This window comes from Blastopirellula sp. J2-11, from assembly GCF_024584705.1.
Classification (GTDB): domain Bacteria; phylum Planctomycetota; class Planctomycetia; order Pirellulales; family Pirellulaceae; genus Blastopirellula.
In genome coordinates, this window is sequence record NZ_CP097384.1 from 5507630 (window position 1) to 5533385 (window position 25756).

The 25756-nt window shown below is 56.1% G+C and carries 27 protein-coding genes and 5 tRNA genes; all 32 read right to left on the bottom strand.

Features of this window, described 5'->3' with window-relative positions; all coding sequences use genetic code 11:
- Positions 1-3 precede the first annotated feature (3 nt).
- Positions 4-189: a type Z 30S ribosomal protein S14 gene (locus M4951_RS21760; RefSeq protein ID WP_002655461.1), complete on the bottom strand. Its 186-nt coding sequence runs from the start codon at positions 187-189 to the stop codon at positions 4-6.
- A gap of 51 nt (positions 190-240) precedes the next feature.
- Complete coding sequence (gene rplE / locus M4951_RS21765; protein ID WP_262023723.1) at positions 241-831, bottom strand: 50S ribosomal protein L5; 591 nt, start codon at positions 829-831, stop codon at positions 241-243.
- 62 nt (positions 832-893) lie between these two features.
- Positions 894-1259, bottom strand: a complete 366-nt coding sequence (gene rplX, locus M4951_RS21770; protein ID WP_262023724.1) for a 50S ribosomal protein L24 — start codon at positions 1257-1259, stop codon at positions 894-896.
- Positions 1259-1627: a 50S ribosomal protein L14 gene (gene rplN, locus M4951_RS21775; RefSeq protein ID WP_002655464.1), complete on the bottom strand. Its 369-nt coding sequence runs from the start codon at positions 1625-1627 to the stop codon at positions 1259-1261. The genes rplX and rplN overlap by 1 nt, the downstream gene beginning before the upstream one ends.
- Before the next feature lie 42 nt (positions 1628-1669).
- A complete protein-coding gene (rpsQ, locus tag M4951_RS21780) occupies positions 1670-1981 on the bottom strand; it encodes a 30S ribosomal protein S17 (protein WP_315985742.1) in 312 nt (103 codons plus the stop codon).
- Between the two features lie 39 nt (positions 1982-2020).
- A complete protein-coding gene (gene rpmC / locus M4951_RS21785; protein WP_262023725.1) occupies positions 2021-2227 on the bottom strand; it encodes a 50S ribosomal protein L29 in 207 nt (68 codons plus the stop codon).
- A 35-nt stretch (positions 2228-2262) separates the two neighbouring features.
- Complete coding sequence (gene rplP / locus M4951_RS21790; protein WP_262023726.1) at positions 2263-2703, bottom strand: 50S ribosomal protein L16; 441 nt, start codon at positions 2701-2703, stop codon at positions 2263-2265.
- Positions 2642-3364 (bottom strand): 30S ribosomal protein S3, encoded by a 723-nt coding sequence (gene rpsC / locus M4951_RS21795; RefSeq protein WP_262023727.1) that lies wholly within the window; start codon positions 3362-3364, stop codon positions 2642-2644. The genes rplP and rpsC overlap by 62 nt, the downstream gene beginning before the upstream one ends.
- 39 nt (positions 3365-3403) lie before the next feature.
- The gene (rplV, locus tag M4951_RS21800) at positions 3404-3757 is read right to left on the bottom strand and encodes a 50S ribosomal protein L22 (protein ID WP_262023728.1); all 354 of its coding nucleotides are present in this window, start codon (positions 3755-3757) and stop codon (positions 3404-3406) included.
- Positions 3758-3809: 52 nt separating this feature from the next.
- The gene (gene rpsS / locus M4951_RS21805; protein ID WP_002655470.1) at positions 3810-4082 is read right to left on the bottom strand and encodes a 30S ribosomal protein S19; all 273 of its coding nucleotides are present in this window, start codon (positions 4080-4082) and stop codon (positions 3810-3812) included.
- Between the two features lie 45 nt (positions 4083-4127).
- On the bottom strand, positions 4128-4988 hold the full coding sequence (gene rplB, locus M4951_RS21810; RefSeq protein ID WP_262023729.1) for a 50S ribosomal protein L2: 861 nt from the start codon (positions 4986-4988) through the stop codon (positions 4128-4130).
- 61 nt (positions 4989-5049) lie between these two features.
- Positions 5050-5361: a 50S ribosomal protein L23 gene (gene rplW, locus M4951_RS21815; protein WP_002655472.1), complete on the bottom strand. Its 312-nt coding sequence runs from the start codon at positions 5359-5361 to the stop codon at positions 5050-5052.
- A 34-nt stretch (positions 5362-5395) separates the two neighbouring features.
- Positions 5396-6064 (bottom strand): 50S ribosomal protein L4, encoded by a 669-nt coding sequence (rplD, locus tag M4951_RS21820; RefSeq protein ID WP_262023730.1) that lies wholly within the window; start codon positions 6062-6064, stop codon positions 5396-5398.
- Between the two features lie 54 nt (positions 6065-6118).
- Positions 6119-6805 (bottom strand): 50S ribosomal protein L3, encoded by a 687-nt coding sequence (rplC, locus tag M4951_RS21825; RefSeq protein WP_410050409.1) that lies wholly within the window; start codon positions 6803-6805, stop codon positions 6119-6121.
- Positions 6806-6927: 122 nt separating this feature from the next.
- Positions 6928-7245, bottom strand: a complete 318-nt coding sequence (rpsJ, locus tag M4951_RS21830) for a 30S ribosomal protein S10 (protein WP_002655475.1) — start codon at positions 7243-7245, stop codon at positions 6928-6930.
- Between the two features lie 225 nt (positions 7246-7470).
- Positions 7471-9552 (bottom strand): elongation factor G, encoded by a 2082-nt coding sequence (fusA, locus tag M4951_RS21835; protein WP_262023731.1) that lies wholly within the window; start codon positions 9550-9552, stop codon positions 7471-7473.
- A 160-nt stretch (positions 9553-9712) separates the two neighbouring features.
- Positions 9713-10183, bottom strand: a complete 471-nt coding sequence (gene rpsG, locus M4951_RS21840; RefSeq protein ID WP_002655478.1) for a 30S ribosomal protein S7 — start codon at positions 10181-10183, stop codon at positions 9713-9715.
- A 39-nt stretch (positions 10184-10222) separates the two neighbouring features.
- Positions 10223-10591 carry a 30S ribosomal protein S12 gene (gene rpsL / locus M4951_RS21845; protein WP_002655479.1) on the bottom strand — a complete coding sequence of 123 codons (369 nt, stop codon included), beginning with the start codon at positions 10589-10591 and terminating at the stop codon, positions 10223-10225.
- A gap of 289 nt (positions 10592-10880) precedes the next feature.
- On the bottom strand, positions 10881-15305 hold the full coding sequence (gene rpoC / locus M4951_RS21850; protein ID WP_262023732.1) for a DNA-directed RNA polymerase subunit beta': 4425 nt from the start codon (positions 15303-15305) through the stop codon (positions 10881-10883).
- A gap of 99 nt (positions 15306-15404) precedes the next feature.
- A complete protein-coding gene (rpoB, locus tag M4951_RS21855) occupies positions 15405-19148 on the bottom strand; it encodes a DNA-directed RNA polymerase subunit beta (protein WP_262023733.1) in 3744 nt (1247 codons plus the stop codon).
- A gap of 357 nt (positions 19149-19505) precedes the next feature.
- On the bottom strand, positions 19506-19913 hold the full coding sequence (gene rplL / locus M4951_RS21860; RefSeq protein WP_410050410.1) for a 50S ribosomal protein L7/L12: 408 nt from the start codon (positions 19911-19913) through the stop codon (positions 19506-19508).
- 121 nt (positions 19914-20034) lie between these two features.
- Entirely contained in the window at positions 20035-20559 is a 525-nt protein-coding gene (gene rplJ, locus M4951_RS21865) for a 50S ribosomal protein L10 (protein ID WP_262023734.1), read from the bottom strand.
- A gap of 55 nt (positions 20560-20614) precedes the next feature.
- Entirely contained in the window at positions 20615-21292 is a 678-nt protein-coding gene (rplA, locus tag M4951_RS21870; protein WP_262023735.1) for a 50S ribosomal protein L1, read from the bottom strand.
- A 71-nt stretch (positions 21293-21363) separates the two neighbouring features.
- Positions 21364-21789 carry a 50S ribosomal protein L11 gene (rplK, locus tag M4951_RS21875; RefSeq protein ID WP_262023736.1) on the bottom strand — a complete coding sequence of 142 codons (426 nt, stop codon included), beginning with the start codon at positions 21787-21789 and terminating at the stop codon, positions 21364-21366.
- Between the two features lie 146 nt (positions 21790-21935).
- Entirely contained in the window at positions 21936-22799 is an 864-nt protein-coding gene (gene nusG / locus M4951_RS21880; protein ID WP_262023737.1) for a transcription termination/antitermination protein NusG, read from the bottom strand.
- 27 nt (positions 22800-22826) lie between these two features.
- Complete coding sequence (gene secE, locus M4951_RS21885) at positions 22827-23282, bottom strand: preprotein translocase subunit SecE (protein ID WP_262023738.1); 456 nt, start codon at positions 23280-23282, stop codon at positions 22827-22829.
- Positions 23283-23392: 110 nt separating this feature from the next.
- A tRNA-Trp gene (locus M4951_RS21890) sits at positions 23393-23465 on the bottom strand.
- Between the two features lie 63 nt (positions 23466-23528).
- On the bottom strand, positions 23529-24725 hold the full coding sequence (gene tuf, locus M4951_RS21895; protein ID WP_262023739.1) for an elongation factor Tu: 1197 nt from the start codon (positions 24723-24725) through the stop codon (positions 23529-23531).
- A gap of 72 nt (positions 24726-24797) precedes the next feature.
- A tRNA-Thr gene (locus M4951_RS21900) sits at positions 24798-24869 on the bottom strand.
- Between the two features lie 84 nt (positions 24870-24953).
- A tRNA-Gly gene (locus tag M4951_RS21905) sits at positions 24954-25024 on the bottom strand.
- A gap of 96 nt (positions 25025-25120) precedes the next feature.
- Positions 25121-25202 (bottom strand) — tRNA-Tyr (locus M4951_RS21910).
- 106 nt (positions 25203-25308) lie between these two features.
- Positions 25309-25381: transfer RNA gene (locus M4951_RS21915), tRNA-Thr, on the bottom strand.
- Between the last annotated feature and the right edge of the window lie 375 nt (positions 25382-25756).

Sequence of the window (25756 nt, forward strand, 5' to 3'; positions counted from 1 at the left end):
CCTTTACCAGCTCGCCTTGCGGAGTCCAGGAATCAAGCCGCGGTCGGCCAATTTGCGGATGCAAATACGGCAGACCCCAAACTTGCGATAGACGGCGCGCGGCCGGCCGCACAGATTGCAACGCCGTTCGCTACGCGAGGAGAACTTCGGCTCCCGCTTCGCTTTTGCGATTTTGGATTTGCTCGCCACGGTACTCTACCTGTGTGGATGAAAAAAAGCTTTTCGATTGGAAGCGTAGCGTTAGCGACGTGCGCCCGGCTTCGACTTCTTCTTGACTTTACGCTTCGCATCTTTCGAGAACGGAAGCCCGAGAAGCGTTAGCAGCTCCAACGACTCTTCATCGCTCTTCGTCGAACAGACGAAGGTGATGTCCATTCCTTGCGGACGCGTGTACTTGTCCGGGTTCAATTCCGGGAACACCAGTTGTTCACTGATGCCCATCGTGTAGTTTCCGTTGCCGTCAAAGCATTTCGGGCTGATGCCGCGAAAGTCGCGAACCTGCGGAAGCGCCAAGGAAATCAGGCGATCCAGAAATTCGTACATTCGTTGGCGACGCAAGGTAACCTTGCACCCGATCGGCATTCCTTCGCGAAGGCGAAAGTTTGCGATGCTTTTGCGAGCTCGGCAGATCAACGGACGCTGACCGGTAAATTCGGCCATCGCCGAGACTGCCTCGTCGACGTGCTTCTTTTCTGAAACGGCAGTACCGACGCCCATATTGACGACGATCTTCTGCAAGCGAGGAAGCGACAGTCGATTGGTGCGACCGAGCTTCTCCGCAAGTGCGGTAAGCACTTCGTTCTCGAACTTTTCTTGTAAACGGGGTTTCATCGTTTACTCTTTCCCTTCGCGGCTGCGAAGGCACATGTATCAGTGGATGAATTTACGACTAACTAGCTGGATTTCCGGGCCGGGGCGATTTCGCCCTGGTCGGCGTTGCACTTCTTGCAGAAGCGAACTTTGACGCCGGAATCAAGCTGCTTGACTCCCAAACGCGTACGTTGACCACAGGCGTTGCAAACGTACATGACGTTTGACATTTGAATCGGGGCTTCCCGAATCAGTCGGCCACCTTGCGGATTACGCTGCGAAGGCTTTACGTGCTTGTACATCTTGTTGACCCCTTCGACGACCAGCTTGCCAGCCGTCGGAAGGACCTTAAGCACTTTACCTTGAACTACCTTGTCAGCTCCCTTGGCGGGGCGAGAGCGGTATTCGCCGGCGATGATCTCAACGCGATCATTCACTTTAATAAGCATTACAGCACCTCGTTGGCCAAGCTGACAATACGCATGAATTTCTTCTCTCGCAGTTCACGAGCGACAGCTCCGAAGATACGAGTGCCGCGCGGGTTACCGTCTTTGTCGACGATCACCACCGCGTTGCTATCAAAACGGATGTAACTGCCGTCTGCACGACGCGTCGGTTTTTTGACGCGAACGATGACGGCTCGCACAACCGCTTTTTTCTTTACGTCGGCGCCGGCAATCACTTCCTTCACCGAGCAGATGATGACGTCGCCCAGCCCGGCAGTTCGCTTACGCGTTCCACCTAGAACCTTGATGCACATCACTTGCTTGGCGCCGGTATTGTCAGCGACAGAAAGTCTGGTTTCTTGTTGGATCATGACTGTTTCGTCCTACTACCCGCAATTTGCAGGAGCTATGCCTTACGACTCGCTCGCCAGATTCTCGGCCGCCTGTTCGCGGGCGGCTTTGAGGGCGGCGACATCGACTTCACGGCTCTTTTCTACGATACGAACGAGCGCCCAACGCTTTGTCTTCGACAGCGGCCGGCTCTCGATAATTTCGACCTTGTCGCCCAGTCCCGACTCGTTGTTCTCGTCGTGAACATGGCAGACCATGCGGCGGGAGTAGTACTTACCGTACAACGGATGACGCAAGCGACGAGTGATTTCGACGCGACGCGTCTTATCCATCTTGTCGCTGGTCACTTTCCCGAGCAAAACTTTCTTGGGCATCGTATCTATTCCGAAGCTGAATGGTTAGCGAATCGAGCGTTAGCTCGCCGTTGCGGCGGCTCGCGTTCGTTCGTTTTGAATCGTTTTAATACGGGCGATCAGGCGACGGCGACGCAGCAGCTCGGTAGGAGCGTCAAGTCGTTCGGTCTGAGCCTGCATCTTCAAGCGGAAAATCGACTCGGCGGCGTCCTTTAAGGTCGCAACCAATTGATCGTCGCTCATTTCCCGCAGTTCGTTCGCTTTCATCGTTCTCTACTCTGCTGACTTGAGCTGGAGCCAAATTACGCGTCGCCGGCGGCGGTCGTCAGGTCAGGACGCTTCCGTACGAAGCGACAACGAACCGGCATCTTGTGAGCTACGCGAGCCAAACAAATACGCGCTTGCTCTTCAGTTACGCCTGACAACTCGTACAAGACGGTGCCTGGCTTTACGACGGCAGCCCAGTAATCCACTTCGCCTTTACCCTTACCCATGCGGGTTTCGAGCGGCGTCGAGGTTACCGACTTTTGCGGAAAAATCCGAATAAACAAGCGACCGATGCCGCGGACATACTGTTGAGCGGCGATACGACCGGCTTCGATCGTGGCTGCTTTGATATATCCAGCTTGCGTCGTTTGAAGGCCGTATTCGCCCAACTCTACGGTGTTACCGCGAGTAGCGTTACCTCTTATACGCCTTCTTTGACTTTTTCGGTGCTTGACCCTCCGCGGCATTCGCGACATCGGATTCGTTCTCCTCGTAAAAACCGTTGTTTATCCAAACTTGGACCCCGATGTGTCCCTGCGCTGTTTTTGCTTCGGTGAAGCCATAGTCGATCTTCGCGCGGATCGTCGACAACGGAATCGAGCCTTGAATCGCTTTTTCGCGACGAGCCATTTCGGCGCCGCCCAAACGACCAGCCAGCTGCACCTTGATGCCGCGGGCGCCAGCTTCCATCGTCGATTCCAAGGCACGTTTCATCGTGCGGCGGAAGCTCGAACGCTTCGCAAGCTGATCGGCTATATCTTCCGCCACCAGTTGAGCACGCAGCTCGGGGCGACCGATTTCCTCGATCTTCATGTTGATGCGGCGGCCGACGAGATTCTGCAGTTCTTCCTGCAGTTTCTCGACTTCTTGACCCTTCTGACCAATGATCAGACCAGGTCGCGCCACAAACAACGTTACTTTGACTTCATCGCGAGTACGGTCGATCTCAATGCGATCGATACCGGCGTTGCGATACTTTTGGCGAATCTTTTCATCCGGATGACCGCCGATGAACTTCCGAATCCGCTGATCTTCAAACAGCAGATCGGAAAAGTCCTTCTTCGACGCGAACCAGCGGCTTTTCCAGCCCTGCATCACGCCTGTACGGAAAGCAATCGGATTAACTTTTTGACCCATGCGTCAATATCCTGGTCGAAAACGTAAACGGCGAACCGCTTAGATTTCGATCTCCTCCAAGGTGACGTGAATATGACTGGTACGCTTCAGAATCGGATATGCGGTGCCGCGTGCCCGAGGGCGGAAGCGTTTAATAATTGGTCCGCCGTCGACTCTCGCTTCGGCGACGATCAAATTGTCTTGCTTCAGCGACTGCCCGCGATTCTGACTGACGTCCTGAGCATTACCCAGGGCGCTTTGAATCACCTTCTCCAGCATCCGTGCGCCGCGGTGCGGCTGAAAACGCAGGATGTCGAGCGCCTCATCGGCAAACTTGCCCCGCACCAGGTCCGCGAGCGGACGCACCTTGCGGGCGCTGATGCGAGCCAGCCGGTGGGATGCTTTAAATGCCATGACGATTCTCCGAAAAACCTTCGCCTTTGCGAAGTTTGCACTGGGCTACGTGTTATTTCTTCTTCTTGTCAGAACCGTGACCACGGAAGGTACGCGTCGGGCTGAACTCGCCCAACTTGTGCCCGACCATGTCTTCCGTCACGTATACCTTCAAGTGCGCTTTGCCATTGTGAACCATGAACGTGTGCCCAATGAATTCCGGCACAATCGTGCAGGCGCGGGCCCAGGTTTTGATGGGGTCTTTGCGGCCGGTGTCTTCCATCTTCTGCACTTTAAAGTACAGCTTCGGTTCGACGTATGGCCCTTTTTTTTGTGATCGACTCATGTGTAGGTCTCGTTAGGCGATATCTGCTTTCGCATTCTGGGCGGCTTACTTGATCAACTTCAAGACGCCGTACCGACGAGAACGACGGCGACGAATAATCGCCTTGTTCGAAGCCTTTTTCTTGTGACGCGTGTGGCCGCCCTTGGTTGGCTTGCCTTGCGGCGTCACCGGGTGACGTCCACCCTTGGTTCGACCTTCACCACCACCATGCGGGTGATCGACCGGGTTCATCGCTGTACCGCGAACATGCGGACGACGACCCAACCAACGCTTACGGCCAGCTTTACCGAGCACGACTTTTTCGTGTTCTGGGTTGCTAACCTTCCCGATCGTGGCGCGGCATCCGGCCGGAACGCGACGAATTTCACCGCTGGGCAAAGACAACTGAGCCCAGTCAGCTTCGCACGCCATCAAAGTGGCGCTGGAGCCGGCGCTTCGGCACATCGTGCCTCCGCTACCTGGCGCCAATTCGATATTGTGAACCGTCGTACCAGCCGGAATCTTGTTCAACGGCAAGCAGTTGCCGACTACTGGAGGCGCTTCAGGCCCGCTCATCACCATTTGGCCTGCGACCAAACCATCGGGAGCGAGGATGTAACGCTTTTCACCATCCGTGTAGTGCAACAATGCGATGCGGCCCGAGCGATTCGGATCATATTGAACCGAGTCGACCTTCGCGGCGACGCCATCTTTGGAGCGACGAAAGTCAATCACGCGGTAGCGTCGTTTATGACCGCCGCCACGATGACGAACCGTGATTTTACCTTGGTTATTGCGACCGCCATTCTTCGTGAGCTTACGAAGCAGGCTCTTCTCCGGCTGAGCGCCCTTCGTCAATTCGGCGAAGTCACTGACCGACGCGTTTCGGCGTCCAGCAGAGGTCGGCTTGTATTTGCGAATTCCCATTGTCTTTTATCTCGTTGGCTGAACAGGCTGAAGAGCCATGTCGCTCGTCATGATGAATGGTTTAGAAGAAGTCGATGCGATGCTCGGCGTCGAGCGTCACCAAAGCCTTCTTCCAGGCCTTCGTCATGCCGTTACGAAATTTGTAACGGCGAGTCTTCCCTTTTCGCGTTTGCGTGCGAACCTTAGCGACCTTCACCTCGAAGAGCGTTTCGACGGCACGCCGAACGTCTTCCTTGGTCGCTTGCGGGCTCACCTCAAAAGCGTATTGATTCTGTTCCGTCGAACGCTCGACACCTTTTTCGGTGACAAGCGGACGAACGAGGACCTGATGCGGGTCCAACGTCAGTTTTGAATTGTTCGTGGTCGTAGCCATTGCGGCCTCTACGTGCTAACGAAGCTGATTCGCGTTACTCGGCGGTTTCGCCTACCGGCGCCTTGGCGGACTTCGCCTGGGCTGCCTTCTCTTTGATCGCATCCATCGCCGACTTGGTGACAACCAAGCGTTTGGGAGACAGGATCTTTAATGCGTTCAGCTCCGAAACCGGGCTGACCGTGACTTTTTCGATGTTGCGGGCGCTCTTGTAGACCTTGTCGTCCAAGCTCGCGATCGTGATCAACGTCGAACCGCCGTAAACCTTCAGGGCCTTCAGCGTGTTGGCGACCGCTTTGGTTTTGACTTCGGCAAGAGCCAATTCATTGAGAATGACCACTTGGCCGCTTTGAATCTTCGAGGCGAAGGCCATGCGAGTGGCCAACTGCAACGCTTTGCGATTCAAACGATACGAATAGTCGCGAGGACGCTTCGCATGAATGTGACCGCCGCCACGACGCACGCCGCTACGCTTGTGACCAGCACGAGCGTTACCAGTTCCCTTTTGACGATACATCTTCTTCGTCGAACCGGCGACTTCGCCGCGGGCCTTCGTGCGGTGCGTACCTTGTCGCAGGTTCGCCTGGTACATAACAACCGCGTCGTGCAGCAATTGCTTGCTGATTCGCGGGGCGATGTCGGTTAGCTCGATGTCGTAGCTACCCACTTTTTCGCCAGTGGTATCATAAATTGGCAAACTTGGCATGACTCGTGACTCTTCTAGGTTTCGCTGGATCTCGCTAAGTGCGTGACCGGAAACTTAAACCATGTTCGTTGCTTTGACGACGACAAAACCGCCGTTCGGACCAGGCGCCGCACCGTAGACGAGAATCAGATTGTTTTCTTCATCCACTTTGACGACCTTCACGTTCCGCTGCGTCACTTTCGCGTTGCCATACTGACCCGACATGTTCAAACCCTTGAACGTGCGACTCGGGTAGGCGGAGCAACCGGTACCACCGGTGTGACGGTGAACTTTCTTCACGCCGTGCGTGGCTCGCTGACCGGCGAAGTTGTGACGCTTCATCACACCTGCGTAACCGCGACCCTTGCTGGTGCCGACGATGTCAACGGCCTTCACTTCGGACAAGACGCCAACCTTGACTTCCTGACCGATCTCAAACCCTTCGGTCGAACCACGCAATTCACGCACGAACCGCTTCGGCTCGCAATCCGGCTTGGCGGAAGCTTCGACACCGGCGGCGGCGAGTTTCTTAGCGCGTTTGCTGGAGAGAGGGGCGACTTGACCACGTTCGCTACGATTGGCCAGACGGCGAGGCTTATCATCAAAACCCAACTGCACTGCTTCGTAGCCGTCGCGCTCCTGCGATTTCAGCTGGAGCACGTGACACGGACCTGCTTCGATGACCGTAACCGGGATGATGTTGCCAGATTCGTCAAAAACCTGGGTCATCCCGACCTTGCGGCCGAGTATGCCTTTTGTCATTTTTCGTATCTCTGTGTGGTCTGTCGCCTTGCCTGCCAGGATCGACCTGTCGGTCGATTACCCGAGAGGCTTCCAGCCATGCAGATACATCCGGGTAAAAAAATGAATGGGAACCTGCGCGACTATCGCGAGGTAGCCTTGATCTTGATATCGACGCCAGCCGGCAGATTCAGCTTATTCAAAGCCTCAATCGTCTTGGCGGTCGCCTGCACAATGTCGATCAGACGCTTGTGCGTACGAATCTCGAACTGCTGACGAGCCTTCTTGTCAACGTGCGGGCCCGACAGAACGGTGTAACGCTCAATGCGGGTCGGCAACGGAATTGGGCCATGGACTTCGGAATGAGTTCGCTTGGCGGTATCTACGATTTCTAGAGCACTCTGATCCAGGATCGAGTGGTCGTAGGCTTCCATCCGAATGCGAATAACTTCTTGGGCCACGGAACCATTTCCTTCGCTGCAAAGCTCGACTCTCGTCGAGTGAATCTCTCTTTAAGCATCCCAGCGAGTAACTGGGAAACCGCCAATCTTAAAAATTGCGAGGCCCGTCGTCAATGGGCGGCGAGTGGTTTGGCGATGAATTTCATCCGAAAAGCGAAAACTCATACCGGACCTGGGGAAATCTCGTCGCTAGCGACGATAAAGCGGGCCCCAATAGGGCGGAAACTACATCAAAAACGTGTTCGCAACTTCCTGCGGAGCGGCTGCATATTTTAGCGGTTCCATCGAAGAACTAGCCCTTCCCTGGCTCAAACTCCGCATGGCGCTGGAATATCCGAACAACTCAGCCAACGGAGCATGTGCTTCGATCAGCGCTTCACCGCTGCGGTTTTCCGTTTTGGCGATCTCGCCACGACGTTTCATGATATCGCCGACAAAATCACCCAGATTCTCCTCAGGCGTGATGATTTGCAGCTTCATAATCGGCTCCAACAGGACCGGTTTGGCCGCTCGCATCGCTTTTTCAAAGGCATCGCCCGCCGCAATGGCGAACGCAGTCTCCGTCGAGCCGACTTCCGCCGACTCGACGCCGAGCACCGTGATCCGGATGTCGCCGAGCGGAAAACCGCCGATAATTCCGCCGCCAGCGCCCCGTTGCCGCAACTCTTCCATCGCGGCCTCAACCATACTGAACGGCACGTTGTCGGGACTACCCTTGCTGATCACCGTGATCGGTTGCGCCGGATTGTCGACATGCTCCAGCTGAATCGTCACCTTCGCGAACAACTGCTGCCCGCCGACCATGCGATGACATTCGCCGGTCACTTTCGCCGACCCGCCGACGGTCTCGCGATAACTGACACGCGGCTTATGGACCTTTACATTCAGCTTGAAATCACGCAGCAAGCGGTGACGAATCACCTCTAAATGAAGCTCGCCCATGCCGCTGATAATCGTTTGCCCCGTGTCGGCGCTCTCCGTCGCTCGGAATGTCGGATCCTGGCGCTTCATCATCTCAAGCGTATCGTGCAGCTTGTCACGCTCCGCTGAAGACTCAGGCTCGATCGCCATCGCGATCACCGTCTCGGGAAACTCAATCGACTCGAGCAAAATCGGCGACTTCGTATCGCACAGCGTATCCCCGGTCACCGAGTGACGCAGGCCGATCACGCCGACAATGTCACCTGCGCCTGCAGACTCGACCTGATCTTTGCGCGATGCCTGAATGTGCCACAACTGGGCGCAGTTTTCTTTGAGATCTTGTCCCGGATTAAGCAGTCGCGAGTTTTGCCGGAGCGTACCGGAGTAGATCCGCACCCAGGTCATATCCCCATGCTTGGCGGGCAAAATCTTGAACACCAGACCGCAGAACGGCTCCTCCGGGTCGGGCTTACGCAACTCCTTCGCATCTTTTTTGCTCGGATTCGTTCCTTCCACCGGCGGAACATCTTGCGGGCTAGGCAGATAGTGCGTTACCGCGTCGAGCACCGGCTGCACGCCGATTCCATCGAGCGCAGAGCCGCATAATACCGGTTGAATTTGACGCGATAATGTCGCCTGTCGCAGGGTTTTGCGAATCAGATCGACCGGAATCGGCTCTTCCGCCAGACTCAATTCCATCAGCTCTTCACTGAGGTCGTAGAGCGGCTCCAGCATCTTCTCACGCCACTCTTGCGCGCGAGCGGCCTGATCCTCTGGAATTTCAGCCAGCTTCACCTGAGGTGGCGAGACATTGTTGTCAAACGTCAACAACTTCATCTGTACCAGGTCGATCACGCCGCAAAACGCATTCGCCAAATGGGGCGGACCACTGCCGATCGGAATCTGAATCGCCACCGGATTCGCTTTCAGGCGATTTCGTATCTCAGCGAGCGTCCCCTCGAAATTGGCGCCTTCGCGATCCATCTTGTTAATGAACGCGAACCGAGGCACCTTATAGCGATTCGCCTGACGCCAGACGGTCTCGCTTTGCGCCTCCACTCCTTCCCGCGCACTAAAGACGACCACGCCTCCGTCCAGCACGCGCAGGCAGCGCTCCACTTCGGCCGTGAAGTCCACATGCCCTGGGGTGTCGATCAAGTTGACGACGTGCCCGCTCCACTGAAACGTGACGCACGCCGAATAGATCGTGATGCCACGCTCTCGCTCTTCTTCGTCAAAGTCGGTCTCGGTCGTCCCCTTGTCGACAGCGCCAACGCGATGCGACGTCCCGGAGTAGTAGAGCATCCGCTCGGTCACGGTCGTCTTGCCGGCGTCGATATGGGCGATCACCCCAATGTTGCGAATTGTCTCAAGCTTACGGTTCATTTCTCGAGTCTCTGGCCAGCACGTATCTTAGGGAATCGGTCATTTTCGGCTTCGCGACGGCGGACGGCTACCCCCTTCCATACGGAGACGAAAGGTTCGCTGAGCGCATAAAAAAACCGCACCGACAAAAACCGGTGCGGTTTCTCTTGATTTGTCGCAATTACCAAGCGAAGTGGGCGAAAGCCTTGTTCGCGTCGGCCATGCGATGCACGTTCTCGCGACGCGTAACCGCAGCGCCTTCGCGGTTGAAAGCGGCGAACAATTCGTCGGCCAACTTCAAGTGGGTCGGACGTCCTTTTTTGTCACGCACGGCGAGCAGCAACCAGCGAATCGCCAGCGATTGCTGACGCGTGCGATTGACCTGCATCGGCACCTGATAGGCGGCGCCGCCGACACGCTTCGAGCGGACTTCGATATGCGGCTTCACGTTCTCGATCGCCTGCGTGAAGACATCTAGCGGCTCCACATCAGGAGCCTTCTTCTTGAGCTCATCGAGAGCGTTGTAGAAGACGTTTTGAGCGACCGTCTTTTTGCCGTCGTGCATCAAGCAATTGATGAACTTGCTGACCAGCAGCGACCCGTATCGCGGATCGGGCTTCAAGGTTTCGCGGCTGGCGGTAATCCGGGCCATGTTTCTTTCCTAAGCGTTTGTTCGGGGGTTGCGAGCGCGTTAGCTCTTCTTGGCGCCGTAACGGCTGCGAGACTGCTTACGACCGTTCACGCCGAGGGCGTCGAGCGAGCCGCGGACAACTTGATAGCGAACGCCCGGCAGATCGCGAACACGGCCGCCGCGCACTAGCACGATCGAGTGCTCCTGCAGGCTGTGACCTTCGCCCGGGATATACACGGTGACTTCTTTGCCGTTCGACAAGCGAACACGGCAAATCTTACGAAGAGCCGAGTTCGGCTTCTTCGGGGTCATCGTGCGAACCTGAAGGCAAACGCCGCGCTTTTGCGGGCACTTCTCGAGGACCGGCGACTTCGAGAATTTGCGTTTCTTCTTACGCGGCCGCCGAATCAACTGGTTAATCGTGGGCATCGAAAGTCCGTATGGCTGCTACTATTGGAGCAATTGAGTGCAGTGGAAACCAATCAAAATACCGGATCCGCGGCGGCTGTCAAGCCGTAATAGTCCGCTAGGACCGGTCAAAAAAGCAAAGGCATGCGATCCTAGAGGGAAATCTAGGAGCATGCCGAGCTGAATATTTTTGCTGACCGGCAAAATGGGAAAACGCGACGTGCGATTCTCCCCTCGATATATCTTCTACGTGATCCGCAGACGTGCTGCGGATCACGTGTCTTATTACGTACGTCAGCTCGAAGCCGAACTAGCCGTCGTGTTCGTCACCGCCCAAGTCAGACGGATCAAAAATAGTCGGTTCCGTTGGAGCCGGGCTCTGACTCGGCGCCGGGCTAGTTGGCTCTGGGCTTGGACTGGGGCTCGGGGGAAGTTGTCCGCCTCCCAGCAAGTTATCCAGTGCCGATGGCGTGTTGGCGGCGCCTTCGTCCATCAGCAGTGGGAAGCTCTCTTCGCGAGTCTGTTCGCGACGGAAGTTTTGCGCCATTTCGGCCAACGCTTCCGGATTGATGCGAACTTCGGCCTCTTGGAAGCTGCGGAAACCGGTACCCGCGGGAATCAAGTGCCCCAGGATGACGTTTTCTTTCAACCCGACCAAATGATCGACCTTGCCCGCCAGCGCGGCTTCGGTCAGCACCTTGGTCGTTTCCTGGAAGCTCGCCGCTGAGATAAAGCTGGAACTTTGAACCGCCGCTTTGGTGATGCCGAGCAACTGCGTCGACGCCGTCGCCGGCTTCGGTCGCGAACCCTTAGTCGGTTTCCCACCGAGAGCTTCGATCTGGGCGTTCTCTTGTTCCAACGCATCCTTCGGAACGATCATCCCCTCCCCAAACTGCTGGCTGTCGCCGGGATCGGAGATTTTCAAGCACTTGGCGAGATGTTCGTTGGCCGAACGGAACTCGATCTTGTCCATCACTAAGCCCGGCAGCAACGTGGTGTCGCCCGGCTTATCGACCATCACTTTTCGCAGCATGCGAGCCACGATGATTTCGATGTGCTTATCGTTGATTTCCACCCGCTGGCTGCGATACACCCCTTGAATCTCATGAAGCAGGTACTGCTGCACCGCTTCTTCTCCCGAAATCCGCAAGATATCGTGCGGCACGAGCGGCCCGTCAATCAGCGATTGACCAGCGCGAACAATGTCGCCCGAGTGAACCAGGAAGCGTTTACCGTGCGGAACCAGGTGTTCGCGTTCGACACCGGTCTCGTTGCGAACGATGATCGTACGCTTGCCACGCTTCTTTTCGCCCAGGATCTCGACGGTGCCGTCGATTTCGGCCATGACCGCCGGGTCTTTCGGTTTGCGAGCCTCGAAAATTTCGGTGACTCGCGGCAGACCGCCGGTGATGTCCTTAATACCGCCTGATTCGCGCGGCGTATTGGCGATGACGGTACCAGCGTTAATCACGCGACCTTCGTCGACTTCGATGTTCGCCTTTTCCGGCATGTAGTAAACGTCGAGCGGCTTGCCGTCTTCGTCTTCGACCACTAGCTGCGGATGCAGATCACCCTTGTGTTCGGTGATCGTACGACGAATCGTGCCGCTGGTATCACGTTCCAGCCGCATGGTTTCGCCTTCGACGATGTCTTCGTACCGGACCTTACCGCTAACTTCCGACAAAATCGGAATCGCGTGCGGGTTCCAGGTGCAAAGGACGGCGCCGGTAGCGACTTCGTCGTTTTCTTCGACATCCAGGATGGCGCCGGTCGGAACCGAGTAGTTCTCGATTTCGCGGCCCTTGGCGTCAACGATCGCGATTTCACCATTACGGGTCAACACGACATTTTTGCCTTCGTCGTTCTTCGCCAAACGGAGTCGCGTGAACTTGACGATACCGCCGCGGGTCGAACGCTTTTCGTGCTCTTCCGTGTCGGTAACCGCCACGCCGCCGATATGGAACGTACGCATCGTCAACTGCGTACCAGGCTCACCAATCGACTGAGCGGCGATAATGCCAACCGCCATGCCTTCTTCGACCATGGCGCCTGACGACATATCCATGCCGTAACAAGCTTTACACGTGCCGAGGAAAGCGTCGCAGGTCATCGGGCTACGAACCTGGATTTTCTCCAGGCCCAATTTTTCGATGCGGCGAGCCGTTTCGAGCGTGATCATTTCGTTTTCACGAACAATCACTTCGTCGGTGATTGGATGGACGATGCTCTGACGGCTGACGCGACCCTTGATCGCATCGGCCAAAGCGACTTCCACCTTTTCGCCGCGGTAAATCACGCCTTTGGTAATACCCTGAGTCGTTTCGCAGTCGTCCATCGTAATAACGACGTTCTGCGCCACGTCCGCCAGTTTACGCGTCAGGTACCCCGAGTCAGCCGTCTTCAACGCCGTATCGGCCAGACCCTTACGGGCGCCGTGCGTCGAAGAGAAGTACTCCAGTACGGTCAAACCTTCGCGGAAGTTTGACTTAATCGGGGTTTCGATGATTTCGCCGGACGGCTTGGCCATCAAACCACGCATGCCTGACAGCTGACGAATCTGTTCGGTACCACCACGAGCACCCGAGTCGGCCATCAAGTACACCGGGTTGATGTAGCCGAGACCGCCGCGGTCGTCGTTCTTCATCGCTTCCATCATCTCGGCGGTAATCTGCTCTCGAGCGTGTGTCCACGCGTCGAGCACCTGATTCTTCCGCTCTTTGTCGGTAATGATGCCGCGATCGTACTGCTTCTTAAATTTCATCGCCTTCTTGTCAGCTTCGGCGATAATTTTCGGCTTCGAATCCGGCGTCACCAGGTCGTCGGTCGCAAACGACAAACCGCTGCGGGTGCTTTCGCGGAACCCGAGTTGGTTCATATCGTCCAACAGCTCGATCGTGGCGCGACGACCAAGACGCTGATAGCAGTCCGAGATAACCTTCGACAGTTCGCCCGATCCGAGCGAGTGGTTGTAGTAGTCCATTCCGTCCGGCAGCATCGCGTTGAACAGAATGCGGCCAAAGGTGGTTTCGATCTGGCTGCCGTGCTTGCCGTCTTCTTCTTCCGACTTCAGTCGTTGGCCCTTCGGCAGACGGACCTTGATCTTGGCGTGCAGATCGATAATGCCCTGACTGAAAGCATAATCCGCTTCGTCGGTCGACGAGAACGACATCCCTTCGCCCGGGCGATTGGGAAGCGTAATCGTGATGAAGTTACAACCCATCACGACGTCCTGCGACGGGCTCATGATCGGCTTACCGTTCGACGGCGCGAAAATGTTGTTGGTCGACAACATCAGCGTGTGCGCTTCAACCTGAGCTTCGATCGACAGCGGCAAGTGAACCGCCATCTGATCGCCGTCGAAGTCGGCGTTGAAGCCTTTGCACACCAACGGATGCAGGTGAATCGCGTTACCTTCAACCAGGATCGGCTCAAACGCCTGGATACCCATGCGGTGCAACGTCGGAGCACGGTTGAGCATCACGGGGTGATTCTGGATCACCGATTCCAAGATATCCCATACTTCTTCGTCCTTCCGCTCGAGCATCTTCTTAGCGCTCTTGATCGTGTCGGCATGACCGAGCACTTTCAACTTGCGGATGATGAACGGTTGATACAGTTCCAGCGCGATCTTTTTCGGAAGACCGCATTGGTGCAGCTTCATGCGCGGACCGACCACGATCACGCTACGAGCGGAGTAATCAACGCGCTTACCGAGCAGGTTTTCGCGGAAACGACCCTGCTTACCCTTGATCATGTCGGTCAGCGACTTCAGCGGGCGATTGCTGCTGCCGAGAACCGGACGCTTGCAACGGTTGTTGTCAAACAACGCGTCGACCGATTGCTGCAGCATTCGCTTTTCGTTGCGAATGATGACTTCTGGAGCGTTCAGGTCGACCAGCTTCCGCAAACGGTTGTTGCGGTTGATGATGCGGCGATAGAGATCGTTCAAGTCGCTGGTTGCGAAGTTGCCCGAATCGAGCAGCACCAACGGACGCAGGTCCGGCGGAATGACCGGAATAACGTCCAGCACCATCCATTCCGGCTTGTTGTCGCTGTCACGAATCGACTCGACAATCTTCAACCGGTTGGTCAGGTCTTTTTTCTTCTGCTTCGAACCGGTCTCTTGCATTTCTTTGCGGAGATCGATCGACAACTGCACCAAGTCGAGCGAGCCAAGCAGTTTGCGAACCGCTTCGGCGCCCATGTCGGCTTCAAACGATCCTTCGCCGTACTGCTCGCGAGCCTGACGAAACTCTTCTTCCGTCAGCGTTTGAAATTTCGCCAGTTCGGTCGTGCCGGGATCGACGACGACGTAATCTTGGAAATAGATCACCTTTTCCAAGCTCGAGGTCTTCATCGCCAGCAGATTGCCCAGTCGGCTCGGCATCGCTTTGAAGAACCAGATGTGAACGATCGGCGCAGCCAGTTCGATATGGCCCATGCGCTTACGGCGAACGCGGCTGTGCGTGATTTTCACGCCGCAACGATCGCAGATCATTCCCTTGTACTTCATGCCGCGGTACTTGCCGCATGAGCACTCCCAGTCCTTTTCCGGGCCGAAGATGCGTTCGCAAAATAGCCCGTCTTTTTCTGGACGGTAAGTGCGGTAATTGATCGTTTCCGGCTTCTTCACTTCGCCGAACGACCAACTGCGGATGTCGTGCGGCCGTGCCAGGCTGATCTTTACCGCGGTGTAGTCGTTAATCCGGTCATACGAGCCTTCGAGAATGCTCATGTGCCTGTGCTCCTTGATGTGATCGCCGCAAGCGGCGCTGGATAATTCAGGGGGGGGAGGCCGCTGCGGCGATTCGCAACGGCCTTCGACCGGACGCCATTACATGCGACGTTTTTCGAGCTGCATGTTCAAACCAAGACCACGAATTTCGTTGGTCAACACGTCAAAGCTGGCAGGCGTGCCGGCTTCCAATGTGTTTTCGCCTTTGACCATCGCTTCGTAGATCTTGGTTCGCCCTTCGACGTCGTCGCTCTTCACCGTCAGCAATTCCTGGAGGATGTAAGCGGCGCCATAAGCTTCGAGCGCCCAAACTTCCATTTCTCCAAAACGCTGACCGCCAAAACGGGCCTTGCCACCCAGCGGTTGCTGGGTAATGAGCGAGTAAGGTCCTGTACTGCGGGCATGCACCTTGTCGTCGACCAAGTGGTGCAGCTTCAACATATAGATGTAGCCGACCGTGGTCTCTTGGTGCATCAGCTCTCCGGTACGGCCATCTTTCAAACGAATCTTGCCGTGCCGCGGAAGCCCCGCTTCTTCCAAGCAGTTATTGATGTCCTCTTCCGAGGCGCCATCGAACACCGGAGTAATCGATTGGAAACCGAGCTTGGCGCCCGCCCAACCCAAGTGGGTTTCGAGAATCTGACCGACGTTCATACGGCTAGGCACGCCCAGCGGATTGAGCATGATCTGGATCGGAGTTCCATCGGGCAAAAACGGCATGTCTTCGACCGGCAGAATCTTCGCGATCACACCCTTGTTACCGTGACGACCGGCCATCTTGTCGCCAACCGAGATGCAACGTTTGGTCGCGATGTACACTTTGACCATTTGCAACACGCCGCTACGGAGCTCATCACCCCGCTTCATGCTGTTGAGCACGCGGTCACGAACATCCAGCGCCGCTTCCACCAACGGCCAACTAGTAGCGTAGGCTTCGCGAATCTGTTGAATCCGCTCTTCGCTGCGCAGGTGCTCTAAGATCTTCTTCAGGCGGAACTGCTGAGCTTGCTCCGCTATGAATTTCGGATCCTGATCTTGCGTCAACGGCGTGCCGTCTTCATCGGTCAGGGTTTTGCCAAGGATCCGCTCGAACTCGACGATCATCGCCGCGAACGCTTCCGAAATCTTGGCGTTCCCTTCGGTTTCGACTTCCTTCAGCCGTTTTTCAAAGGCCTTTCGTTCGTCGTCCGACAGGCTCATCCGACGTGCGAATTTGTCGGTGTGGATCACGATCCCTTCGATGCCCGAGGGAACTTCCAACGAGTCGTTCTTCACGTCTTCGCCCGCACGACCGAAAATCGCGTGCAGCAATTTTTCTTCCGGCGTCAGTTCGGTTTTCGACTTGGGCGAAACCTTGCCGACCAGAATGTCGCCCGGCTTGACGAAGGTGCCAACCTGAACCACGCCCCCTTCGTCCAAGTTGCGAAGCATCTTTTCGCTGACGTTGGGGATATCGCGAGTAAAGTCCTCACGGCCGAGTTTCGTTTCGCGAATCTCCACATCGAATTCTTCAATGTGCAGCGACGTGTAAACGTCTTGCTTCACCAACTCTTCGCTGAGAATGATCGCGTCTTCGTAGTTGTAACCGTCGAACGACATAAAGCCGACCAACACGTTACGCCCCAAAGCCAACTGGCCATTGTGCGTCGCGGCGCCATCCGCCAACACCGTACCGACTTCGACCTCTTGGCCGACCGAGATGATCGGGCGTTGGTTCAAGCAGGTACGTTCGTTGAGGCCGACGAATTTTCGCAACGTGTAGTTGTCAGTGCGTCCTTCGGTCGTCTTAACAACGATTCGCTCGGCGTCGACATATTCAATCACGCCAGCACGTTTGGCTCGGATCATCATGCTCGAGTTACGAGCAACTTCCGTTTCTAAGCCGGTGCAGACGATCGGCGGTTCCGCGATCAACAGCGGCACTGCTTGGCGCTGCATGTTTGATCCCATGAGGGCGCGGTTCGCATCGTCATGTTCCAGGAACGGGATCAAGCTCGCCGACACGCCGACCATCTGGCAAGGCGCCACGTCGATGTACTGGACCGTCTTCGGTTCGACCAGGTCGAAGTCAGAACGGTAACGAGCAATGATCAAATCGCCCAGCAATTGCCCCTTCGCGTCGGTCGGAGTATCCGCCGGAGCGACGAACGCATCCGACTCTTCGTCAGCACGCAGCCAAACGATTTCGTCGGCGATCTTACCGTCGCGAATCACGCGGTACGGCGTGATCAAAAAGCCGTATTCGTCGACTGCCGAATAAATCGCCAAGCTCGAAATCAAACCGATGTTCGTACCTTCCGGCGTTTCAATCGGGCAGATGCGACCATAGTGCGAGATATGAACGTCGCGAACCTCGAAGCCTGCACGCTTACGATTCAAACCGCCTGGGCCAAGGGCCGACAGACGACGTTCGTGCGTCAACATCGAGAGAGGATTGGTCTGGTCGACGACCTGCGACAATTCGCCCCGGCCGAAGAAGTACTCAATCGCCGCCGAGATCGACTTCGGGTTGATCAAGTTGCGGGGAGTCATGTCCTCCGCATCCTTCAGGCTCATCCGCTCTTGAACGGTGCGGCGAAGCTTCAAAAAGCCCTTACGCAATTCGTCGCAAGCCAATTCGTCAATGGTGCGCAGACGACGATTACCCAGGTGATCAATATCGTCTTTGCGAGCCGTGCCGTCGCCGTCGAGAATCGACATGACGTACTTGATCGAGTTGATCAAGTCGCTCGGGCGAAGCGTCTGCTCCCCTTCATTAACTTCGATCCCCAACTTCCGGTTCATACGGAATCGACCGACGCGACCCAAGCGATAGCGGTTGTCGTCGTAGAACTTTTCGTCGAATAGCGTCTTCGCCTTTTCCAGCTGCGGCGGGTTGCCCGGTCGCAGTCGTTGATAAATACGCAGCAACGCTTCTTCATGACTTGAAGTATTATCTTCTGTCAGCGTGTTGAAGATGATCGGAATCTTCGGCGATTCCATCACTTCGATCTCTTCGGTAATGCCTACCGAGCAGATCAATTCGGCCGTATTGCGGCTGATCTTCTGGCCGGCCTCGACGATGATTTCGCCGCTACGATCGCTATCGATCGGGTAGACGATATCGTCGACGGCGATCTTGCCTTCAATCTTAGTGATGCTGCGACCATCCTTCACATGCACTTTGGTCGTGTCATAGAAGGCGCGGATCAAAGCAGCGTCATCGCTCAACGAGGGATCCATCGCTCGCAGCAACGTCGTCGCGGCGAATTTACCGCTCTGGTCGATACGAACGGTGAAGGAGTCTTTCTTCGTGATATTGATCTCGATCCAACTGCCGCGTTCCGGAATAATCCGGCAACTGGGCAACCGACGATCCGAGGTCGTTTCGGCTTCTTCGACGAAGTCGACACCGGGACTGCGGTGCAATTGGCTCACCACGACGCGTTCGGCGCCGTTGATGATGAATTCACCACCACCGAGCATCACGGGCATATCGCCCAAGTAAACTTCTTCCTCAATCGGCTCTTCCTTGTTCAGGCGAAGCCAAATGCGGAACGGAAGGCCGTAAGTCAAACGAAGTTGTTTGCACTCCTGCGGCGTATATCTCGGTTTTCCCAGCTCATAACGGACGTAGTCCAACTGGACGGTTCCGTCATAGCTGTTGATCGGGAAGATCTCGCGCAGCACGCTTTCGATACCAATTTCGGGGTCTCTCGCGTCGGAATCTAATTCCTCCTGGAGAAACTTGGTATAGCTGTGTGTTTGAATTGTCGTGAGATCGGGGGGCGACATATAAATCGACCCACTACCGAAACGACGAACTTCCGTAGTTTCAAGACGTCGCTTGTACGATGTAGCCATAGGACGCTGCTACTCCTGGGCAAGTTCGGAGATCGAACGACTGCGCTGCTAGCAGTACGTCGCGCAGAGAAGAATCCCTGGCGACAGACGTGCGGGCGAGCAAAGGGGGAGTGAAAGACGCACGCGTGGACAAGAATTACCCCGTGGGTGGGACATAGTCCCTTCTTGGGAAATCGCCCCCTCTCTGCCGTTCACTGCGCGCACCACTCCCTGGGAATCGTCCATGCGCAGGAGAAAAGTAGAGAAACCGGTTAAATTCAAGACCACACCTCGCGACGTCGCCTCTTAGTATACGGGAGGCGACGTCGAAGTGAATACAGGTAATCCGTGAAATCGATTCGAGAAGTCGGAATCCGACTACTTGATTTCGACTTCGGCCCCTGCGTCGGTCAATTCGGCCTTAACCTTTTCGGCGTCTTCTTTCGACACGCCTTCTTTGACCTTGCTAGGAACGCCTTCGGTCAATTCCTTGGCTTCCTTCAGGCCCAAGCCGGTGATGCCGCGGATGGCCTTAATCACCGAGATCTTGTTCCCACCGAAGCTGGTCATGATGACATCGAATTCGGTCTGAACCGCGGCTTCTTCAGCCGGGCCAGCAGCCGGACCGGCCATCATGACGCCGCCGCCAGCGGCAGCTTCGATGCCGTGGGCGTCTTTCAGGTAATCGCCCAATTCGACCGCTTGCTTCAGGGTCAAAGTGGCGATCTTATCGCCGAGGGTCTTCAGTTCTTCCGAAATTTCGATCGTGGCAGTTTCTTCGGACATCTTTGTGTCGATCCTTTCTCATCTAGCGCCCAGCCGAGGCCGAGCATAAAAATCTATCTGTTTATTTCGTAACGGGTTTGGCGTAACAGCCGTGTGCGGACAGTTGGTCGCGAACGACGAATTACTCGTCGTCCCCTTCGCCCAACTTCTTGATTTGACTGGCGAGCTTCGCTCCCGGGCCCTTAATCTGGGCGCCGAGCGTGCGACCCGGACCAAGAATCTGGCCGACCAACAGGCTGAGTTGCTCAGCGCGGTTGGGCCATTTGCTGACTTCTACCAACTTTTCAGCCGACAAAGCCTCGCCGTCCATCACGCCGCCCTTGGCGGTGAACTTCGGCATCTTCTTGTCTTCGTGCAGCTTGACGATCTCTTTCGCCAAGTCGACGATATCCTCGCCGCCCCAGACGATCGCAGCGCTCCCTTCAATGTCGGAGAAGGCCGGCCCAAGCGACGTACCTTCACAGGCGCGACGGGCCAGCGTCTTCTTCACCACCAACAGGTTAATGTTCCGACTGCGGAAGCTACGGCGAACGGCGACGGTCGAGTTCGCATCGAGACCGGCGACATCGACCACCAAGAGATCGCTCACGCCGTCGAGGCGTTGCGAAATCTCTTTCGTCATCAACTCTTTTACGAATTTGCTCATAACTGTTCTGCTTTAAGATATATCCGCAACGGACGGACGCTTGAATTGATTGGGCCTACAGGGAGACGCGGACGCCGGGGCTCATGGTCCCGGCGATCGCAATGCTCTTCACATAGATGCCCTTTGCGGCGGCGGGCTTCATGCTGAGGATTTGATTCGTAAAGGCGCGAATGTTTTCGATCAACTTCTCTTGATCGAAGCTCATCTTGCCAACGACCGCGTGCACAATGCCGGTGGAGTCGTTGCGGAATTCGACCTTACCCGCTTTGTATTCTTTGACGACGCGAGCCACATCCGGGGTAACCGTACCCGCACGAGGCGAAGGCATCAGACCACGCGGACCGAGCACTCGACCCAACGGACCAACCAGGCCCATCATGTCAGGCGTTGCGATGCAAGCGTCGAAATCAAGCCAGCCATCTTTGATCTTTTTGGCCAAGTCTTCCGCGCCAACCGCATCGGCGCCTGCTTCTTCAGCCAAGCGAACATTGTCCCCCTTGGCGAAGACGACGACTCGCAACTCTTTACCGATACCATGCGGCAACACGATCGCGCCGCGGACCAGTTGGTCAGCCTGCTTCGGGTCAATGCCCAAACGCATGGCGCAGTCGACGGTCTGATCGAACTTGGTCGTGTTGTAACCCTTCAGGATCTCTACCGCTTTTTCGAGCGGCATGGAATCTTCCGTGGCCTTGGCGGCTAGGGCGCGATATCGCTTAGAATGCTTTACCATCGTCGGACTCTTTGTTCTTCTGTGCGTGGTCTTGTATCGGAGTGCTGCGTGGGACGTAATCACCCAAACGCTTATTCGGTAACTTCAATGCCCATGCTGCGAGCCGTTCCGGTGATCATCCGGCGAGCATGCTCCAGGTCGCTGGCGTTCAGGTCATCCATCTTCTGCTTACAGATTTCGTCAACCTGATCCATCGACACCTTGCCAACCTTGTCGACGTGGGGGCGACCGGCGCCGCTGGCGATACCGGCGGCCTGCTTCAGCAACGCAGCGGCAGGGGGGCTCTTGCAAATAAACTCAAAAGTACGGTCGTTGTAAACGCTCACGACGACCGGAATCGGCATGCCGTTGAATTCCTTGGTCTTGTCGTTGAACTGCGTAACGAACTGACCCAGGTTCACGCCGAACTTACCGAGCGACGTACCTACGGGAGGAGCCGGAGTGGCCTTGCCGCCGGGCACTTGAAATTTCGCTTTACCAACCAGTTCCTTCGCCATGTCTCTTTTCCTCGGCGGCGAACGTGCAGTTCACCGTGGATTGCTGAATTACTTGGGTATTCGGTGGGCCGATAACGACAGTCAATCGATCGCACTTAGGCGACGCAACCGGCTGCAGAAATCGACAGGCCGACGACTCGCAATGGTTACACCGGCTCCATTTGCCAGTGTTCCATCTCGACCGGAGTCGTCCGACCGAAGATGTTGATCATGACCGTCACGCGGCCATTGGTTTCGTCGATTCCTTCGACATCCCCTTCGAAGTTCTCGAAGGTTCCTTCGGTAATGCGAACATGGTCTCCCAACTTGAAACGGATGTTGGTCTTGACCGGTTCTTCGCCTGTTTCTTCGTCTTCAACCTTCTTCGTGATTCTCTCTACTTCGTGCGCCAGCATCGGAGTCGGCCGCCCTGCGGCGCCAGTAAAGTCGCCGATCCCGCCCGTCTCACGCACCAAAAACCAGGTATCATCGTTGATCGCCATATGAACGACGATGTAACCGGGGTACAGCTTACGCTTGGTGATCTTCTTCTTGCCGTTTTTGAACTCGACGATATCCTCGGTCGGAACCATGACTTCGTCAAAGTACGCTTCGAGGCCCGCCATTTTGACGCGCCGCCAAAGGTTCGCGCAAATCGACTTTTCTCGATTGCTCTGCACCTTCAGGATGTACCAATCCATCTCGCCGACTTCGACAGGAGCTTCTTCCTCCTCTTCGATCAGCTCAATTGGCCCGCGATTACGCCCCTTTTTGGGACGAGCCGGCTTCGGCGACTCCTCGGCAACAGTCTCTTCCGTCGACTCAGCACCAACAACCGCTTCAGCCATTTCGGGGCCCGACTCGGCCTCTCCGGCGCCTGGAGCCGCGGCTTGCTCTGCTTCGGCCGGCGACTCCGCTGGCTGCGATTCAGACTGCGGCGCGTCGGACGACTCTGCCGCTTCCGGCGCAGCGCCTTCGGCGGTCACGTCCTCAGCAGACAATTCGTTCTCGTTTTTCGACTCGTTATCCACAACCTAATCCCTTGGCCAATCGCCACACTAATTGAATGCGTATCGCAGGATTTCAATCCATCTTTTCAGCACAAATTGCCAAAACACGTCGTACGCAAACAGCACGGCCGCCAAAGCGAACACAAACAGGATCACGACGGCGCTGGCCCGAATTAACTCAGCCCGCGAGGGCCAAGACACTTTGTTCATTTCCGCTTCGACCGCGATCAAAAAGTCGGCGAATACCGGCCAATTAATCATGCGATAAGCGATCCAAAACCCGGCGATCAGTAACGCAGCCGGAACGCCGACTTGAATCCAGCGATCCTGACCTTGATTACGGAATACGTCGAATAACTGCCATGCTGCAACGCCGACCAACGCCCAAAGTGCGAGCATTGTCGCCTGCCGAGCGGTCCGACCTTGCGAACGCTTGTAGCGTCCGGTCTGAGCCAACTCTTGGACGAAGTTTCCGGCTGTAGCGGCGGCTCTCTCTTTTGCCATCGCTGCGTGACTTTCTTCCTAAAACGTCGCTGGCCGGGCCATAGACGATGACTTAATTTACGGAACGACGAATCGATCAAAGGCGAAGGCCCCAGATCAACCGACGAAAGCAGGGGCGGAGGGAATCGAACTCTCAACCTCTGGTTTTGGAGACCAGCGCTCTGCCAATTGAGCTACGCCCCTAAATTGCGGACGCCCGACCCATGTTTTCGGGCCGGGCGCCGCAAAAATTTTCACTCAACGCCTTTAGGCGAGGATCTTCGTAACGACGCCCGAACCAACGGTGCGGCCACCTTCGCGAATCGCGAAACGAACGCCGTCGTCCATCGCGATCGGCTTGTGCAGTTCGACTTCAATGCGAACATTGTCGCCCGGCATGCACATTTCGGCGCCGATTAGGTTGGCGGTTCCGGTCACATCCGTCGTGCGGAAGTAAAACTGCGGACGATAGCCGGAGAAGAACGGCGTGTGACGCCCCCCTTCTTCCTTCGACAAGCAGTAGATTTCCGCTTCAAACTTGGTGTGCGGGGTGATCGTACCCGGCTTGGCCAGCACCTGGCCACGCGAAATGTCTTCACGCTTGACGCCGCGAAGCAAGCAGCCGACGTTGTCGCCCGCATAACCTTCTTGCAGAATCTTGTTGAACATTTCGATGCCGGTGACCGTGGTCTTGGTCGGGGCGTCATTCAAACCGATGATCAGCACTTCTTCGCCGACCTTCACCACGCCGCGTTCGATACGACCAGTCGCGACCGTTCCACGACCTTCGATCGAGAACACGTCTTCGATCGCCATCAGGAACGGCTTATCCGCTTCACGAGCCGGTTCCGGAATGTAGCTATCCAGGGCTTCCATCAGCTCCGTAATGCACTTACTGGCTTCCGGATCGGACGGATTGTTGTAGGCCGGCAGCGAGGCGCCGCGGATGACCGGGCAATCGTCGCCAGGAAATTCGTACTTGCTGAGCAATTCACGAACTTCCAGCTCAACCAAGTCCAGCAACTCTTCGTCGTCAACCAGATCGCACTTGTTCAGGAAGACGCAAACGTACGGCACGCCAACCTGACGAGCCAACAGAACGTGCTCCTTCGTCTGCGGCATCGGACCGTCAGCAGCCGACACGACCAGAATTGCTCCGTCCATCTGGGCGGCGCCGGTGATCATGTTCTTCACGAAGTCCGCGTGACCCGGGCAGTCAATATGGGCGTAGTGACGATTCGGGGTCTCGTACTCGACGTGTGCGACCGCGATGGTCACCGTCTTGGTCGCGTCACGAACCGTACCGCCCTTGGCGATTTCGGAGTACGCCTTGTTCTTCGCCAAACCCTTGGCTGCCTGAACGGCGAGAATCGCGCCGGTCGTGGTGGTTTTGCCATGGTCAATGTGGCCGATGGTGCCGACATTGACGTGCGGCTTAGTTCTTTCAAATACGTCCTTGGCCATGTTCTTTGTCTTTCGTAATCCCCACTGAATCAGTGCAAACTTGGAGCAAGCGGAAATAAACAACTAGCGAAGAGCTGCTGATGGGACTTGAACCCATGACCTCTTCATTACCAATGAAGTGCTCTACCACTGAGCTACAGCAGCGACATACGCGGAGCGCGCATGATCGCCACAGGTTTTCCAGAGAGAACTACGCGTCCTCTCCGAACTGCGGCTAAGCGCCGCCCAAGCGGGTGAAGGGAATCGAACCCTCGTCTTCAGCTTGGAAGGCTGTTGCTCTACCATTGAGCTACACCCGCACTCATCTCTTGACGATCGAGATCGTCGCTATTCTCACCTTTTACAACCACATTCCGCCAGCGGGCATAAGCCGTTTGACGTCATTTTTTTGTAAGTGGGGGGTACAGGATTCGAACCTGTGAAGGCATTGCCAACAGATTTACAGTCTGTCCCCTTTGACCGCTCGGGAAACCCCCCGCACTTAACACTACGCCCCACGCCCTTATCGCCGCATTTGACTGCTGCGATCGCCCGCCCGAAGGCTGGCGCGGATTCGCTTGAGTACGAAAAGCCGCATCGCGGAAGCTAGCGGAGGGAGTCGAACCCACAACCTGCTGATTACAAATCAGCTGCTCTGCCAATTGAGCTACGCCAGCCCGTTAGTCGGGCTATAATCGAAAACAGACTAATATACCGACTTGGGCAAACCCCGCAAGTCGCCTTCGCCTGCTGCCCGCCAAAAAACACCAGGAAGTTTCCACCGCCGAGCTAGATCTTTCCTGGCTTACCAATTAGGTAAAATCAAAGACGGTTTTCGCCCCTCTTTCTACCAGACGGCCCCTCGCCACGAGAGGTTCATCTCGCCTGCCCGATTCGCCAATGTGAGGCAAGACGATGGGGATCAATTTCGAACGACGAGGCGGGTATCGGCCTCGAAATCGCTTGGACCATGCACGAGCGGAGTACGCACCCCATCCCCCCCCATTGCAGCAGCGTCGCTTAAGCTTCTCAGCAGCAGTGCTCAATGCCTA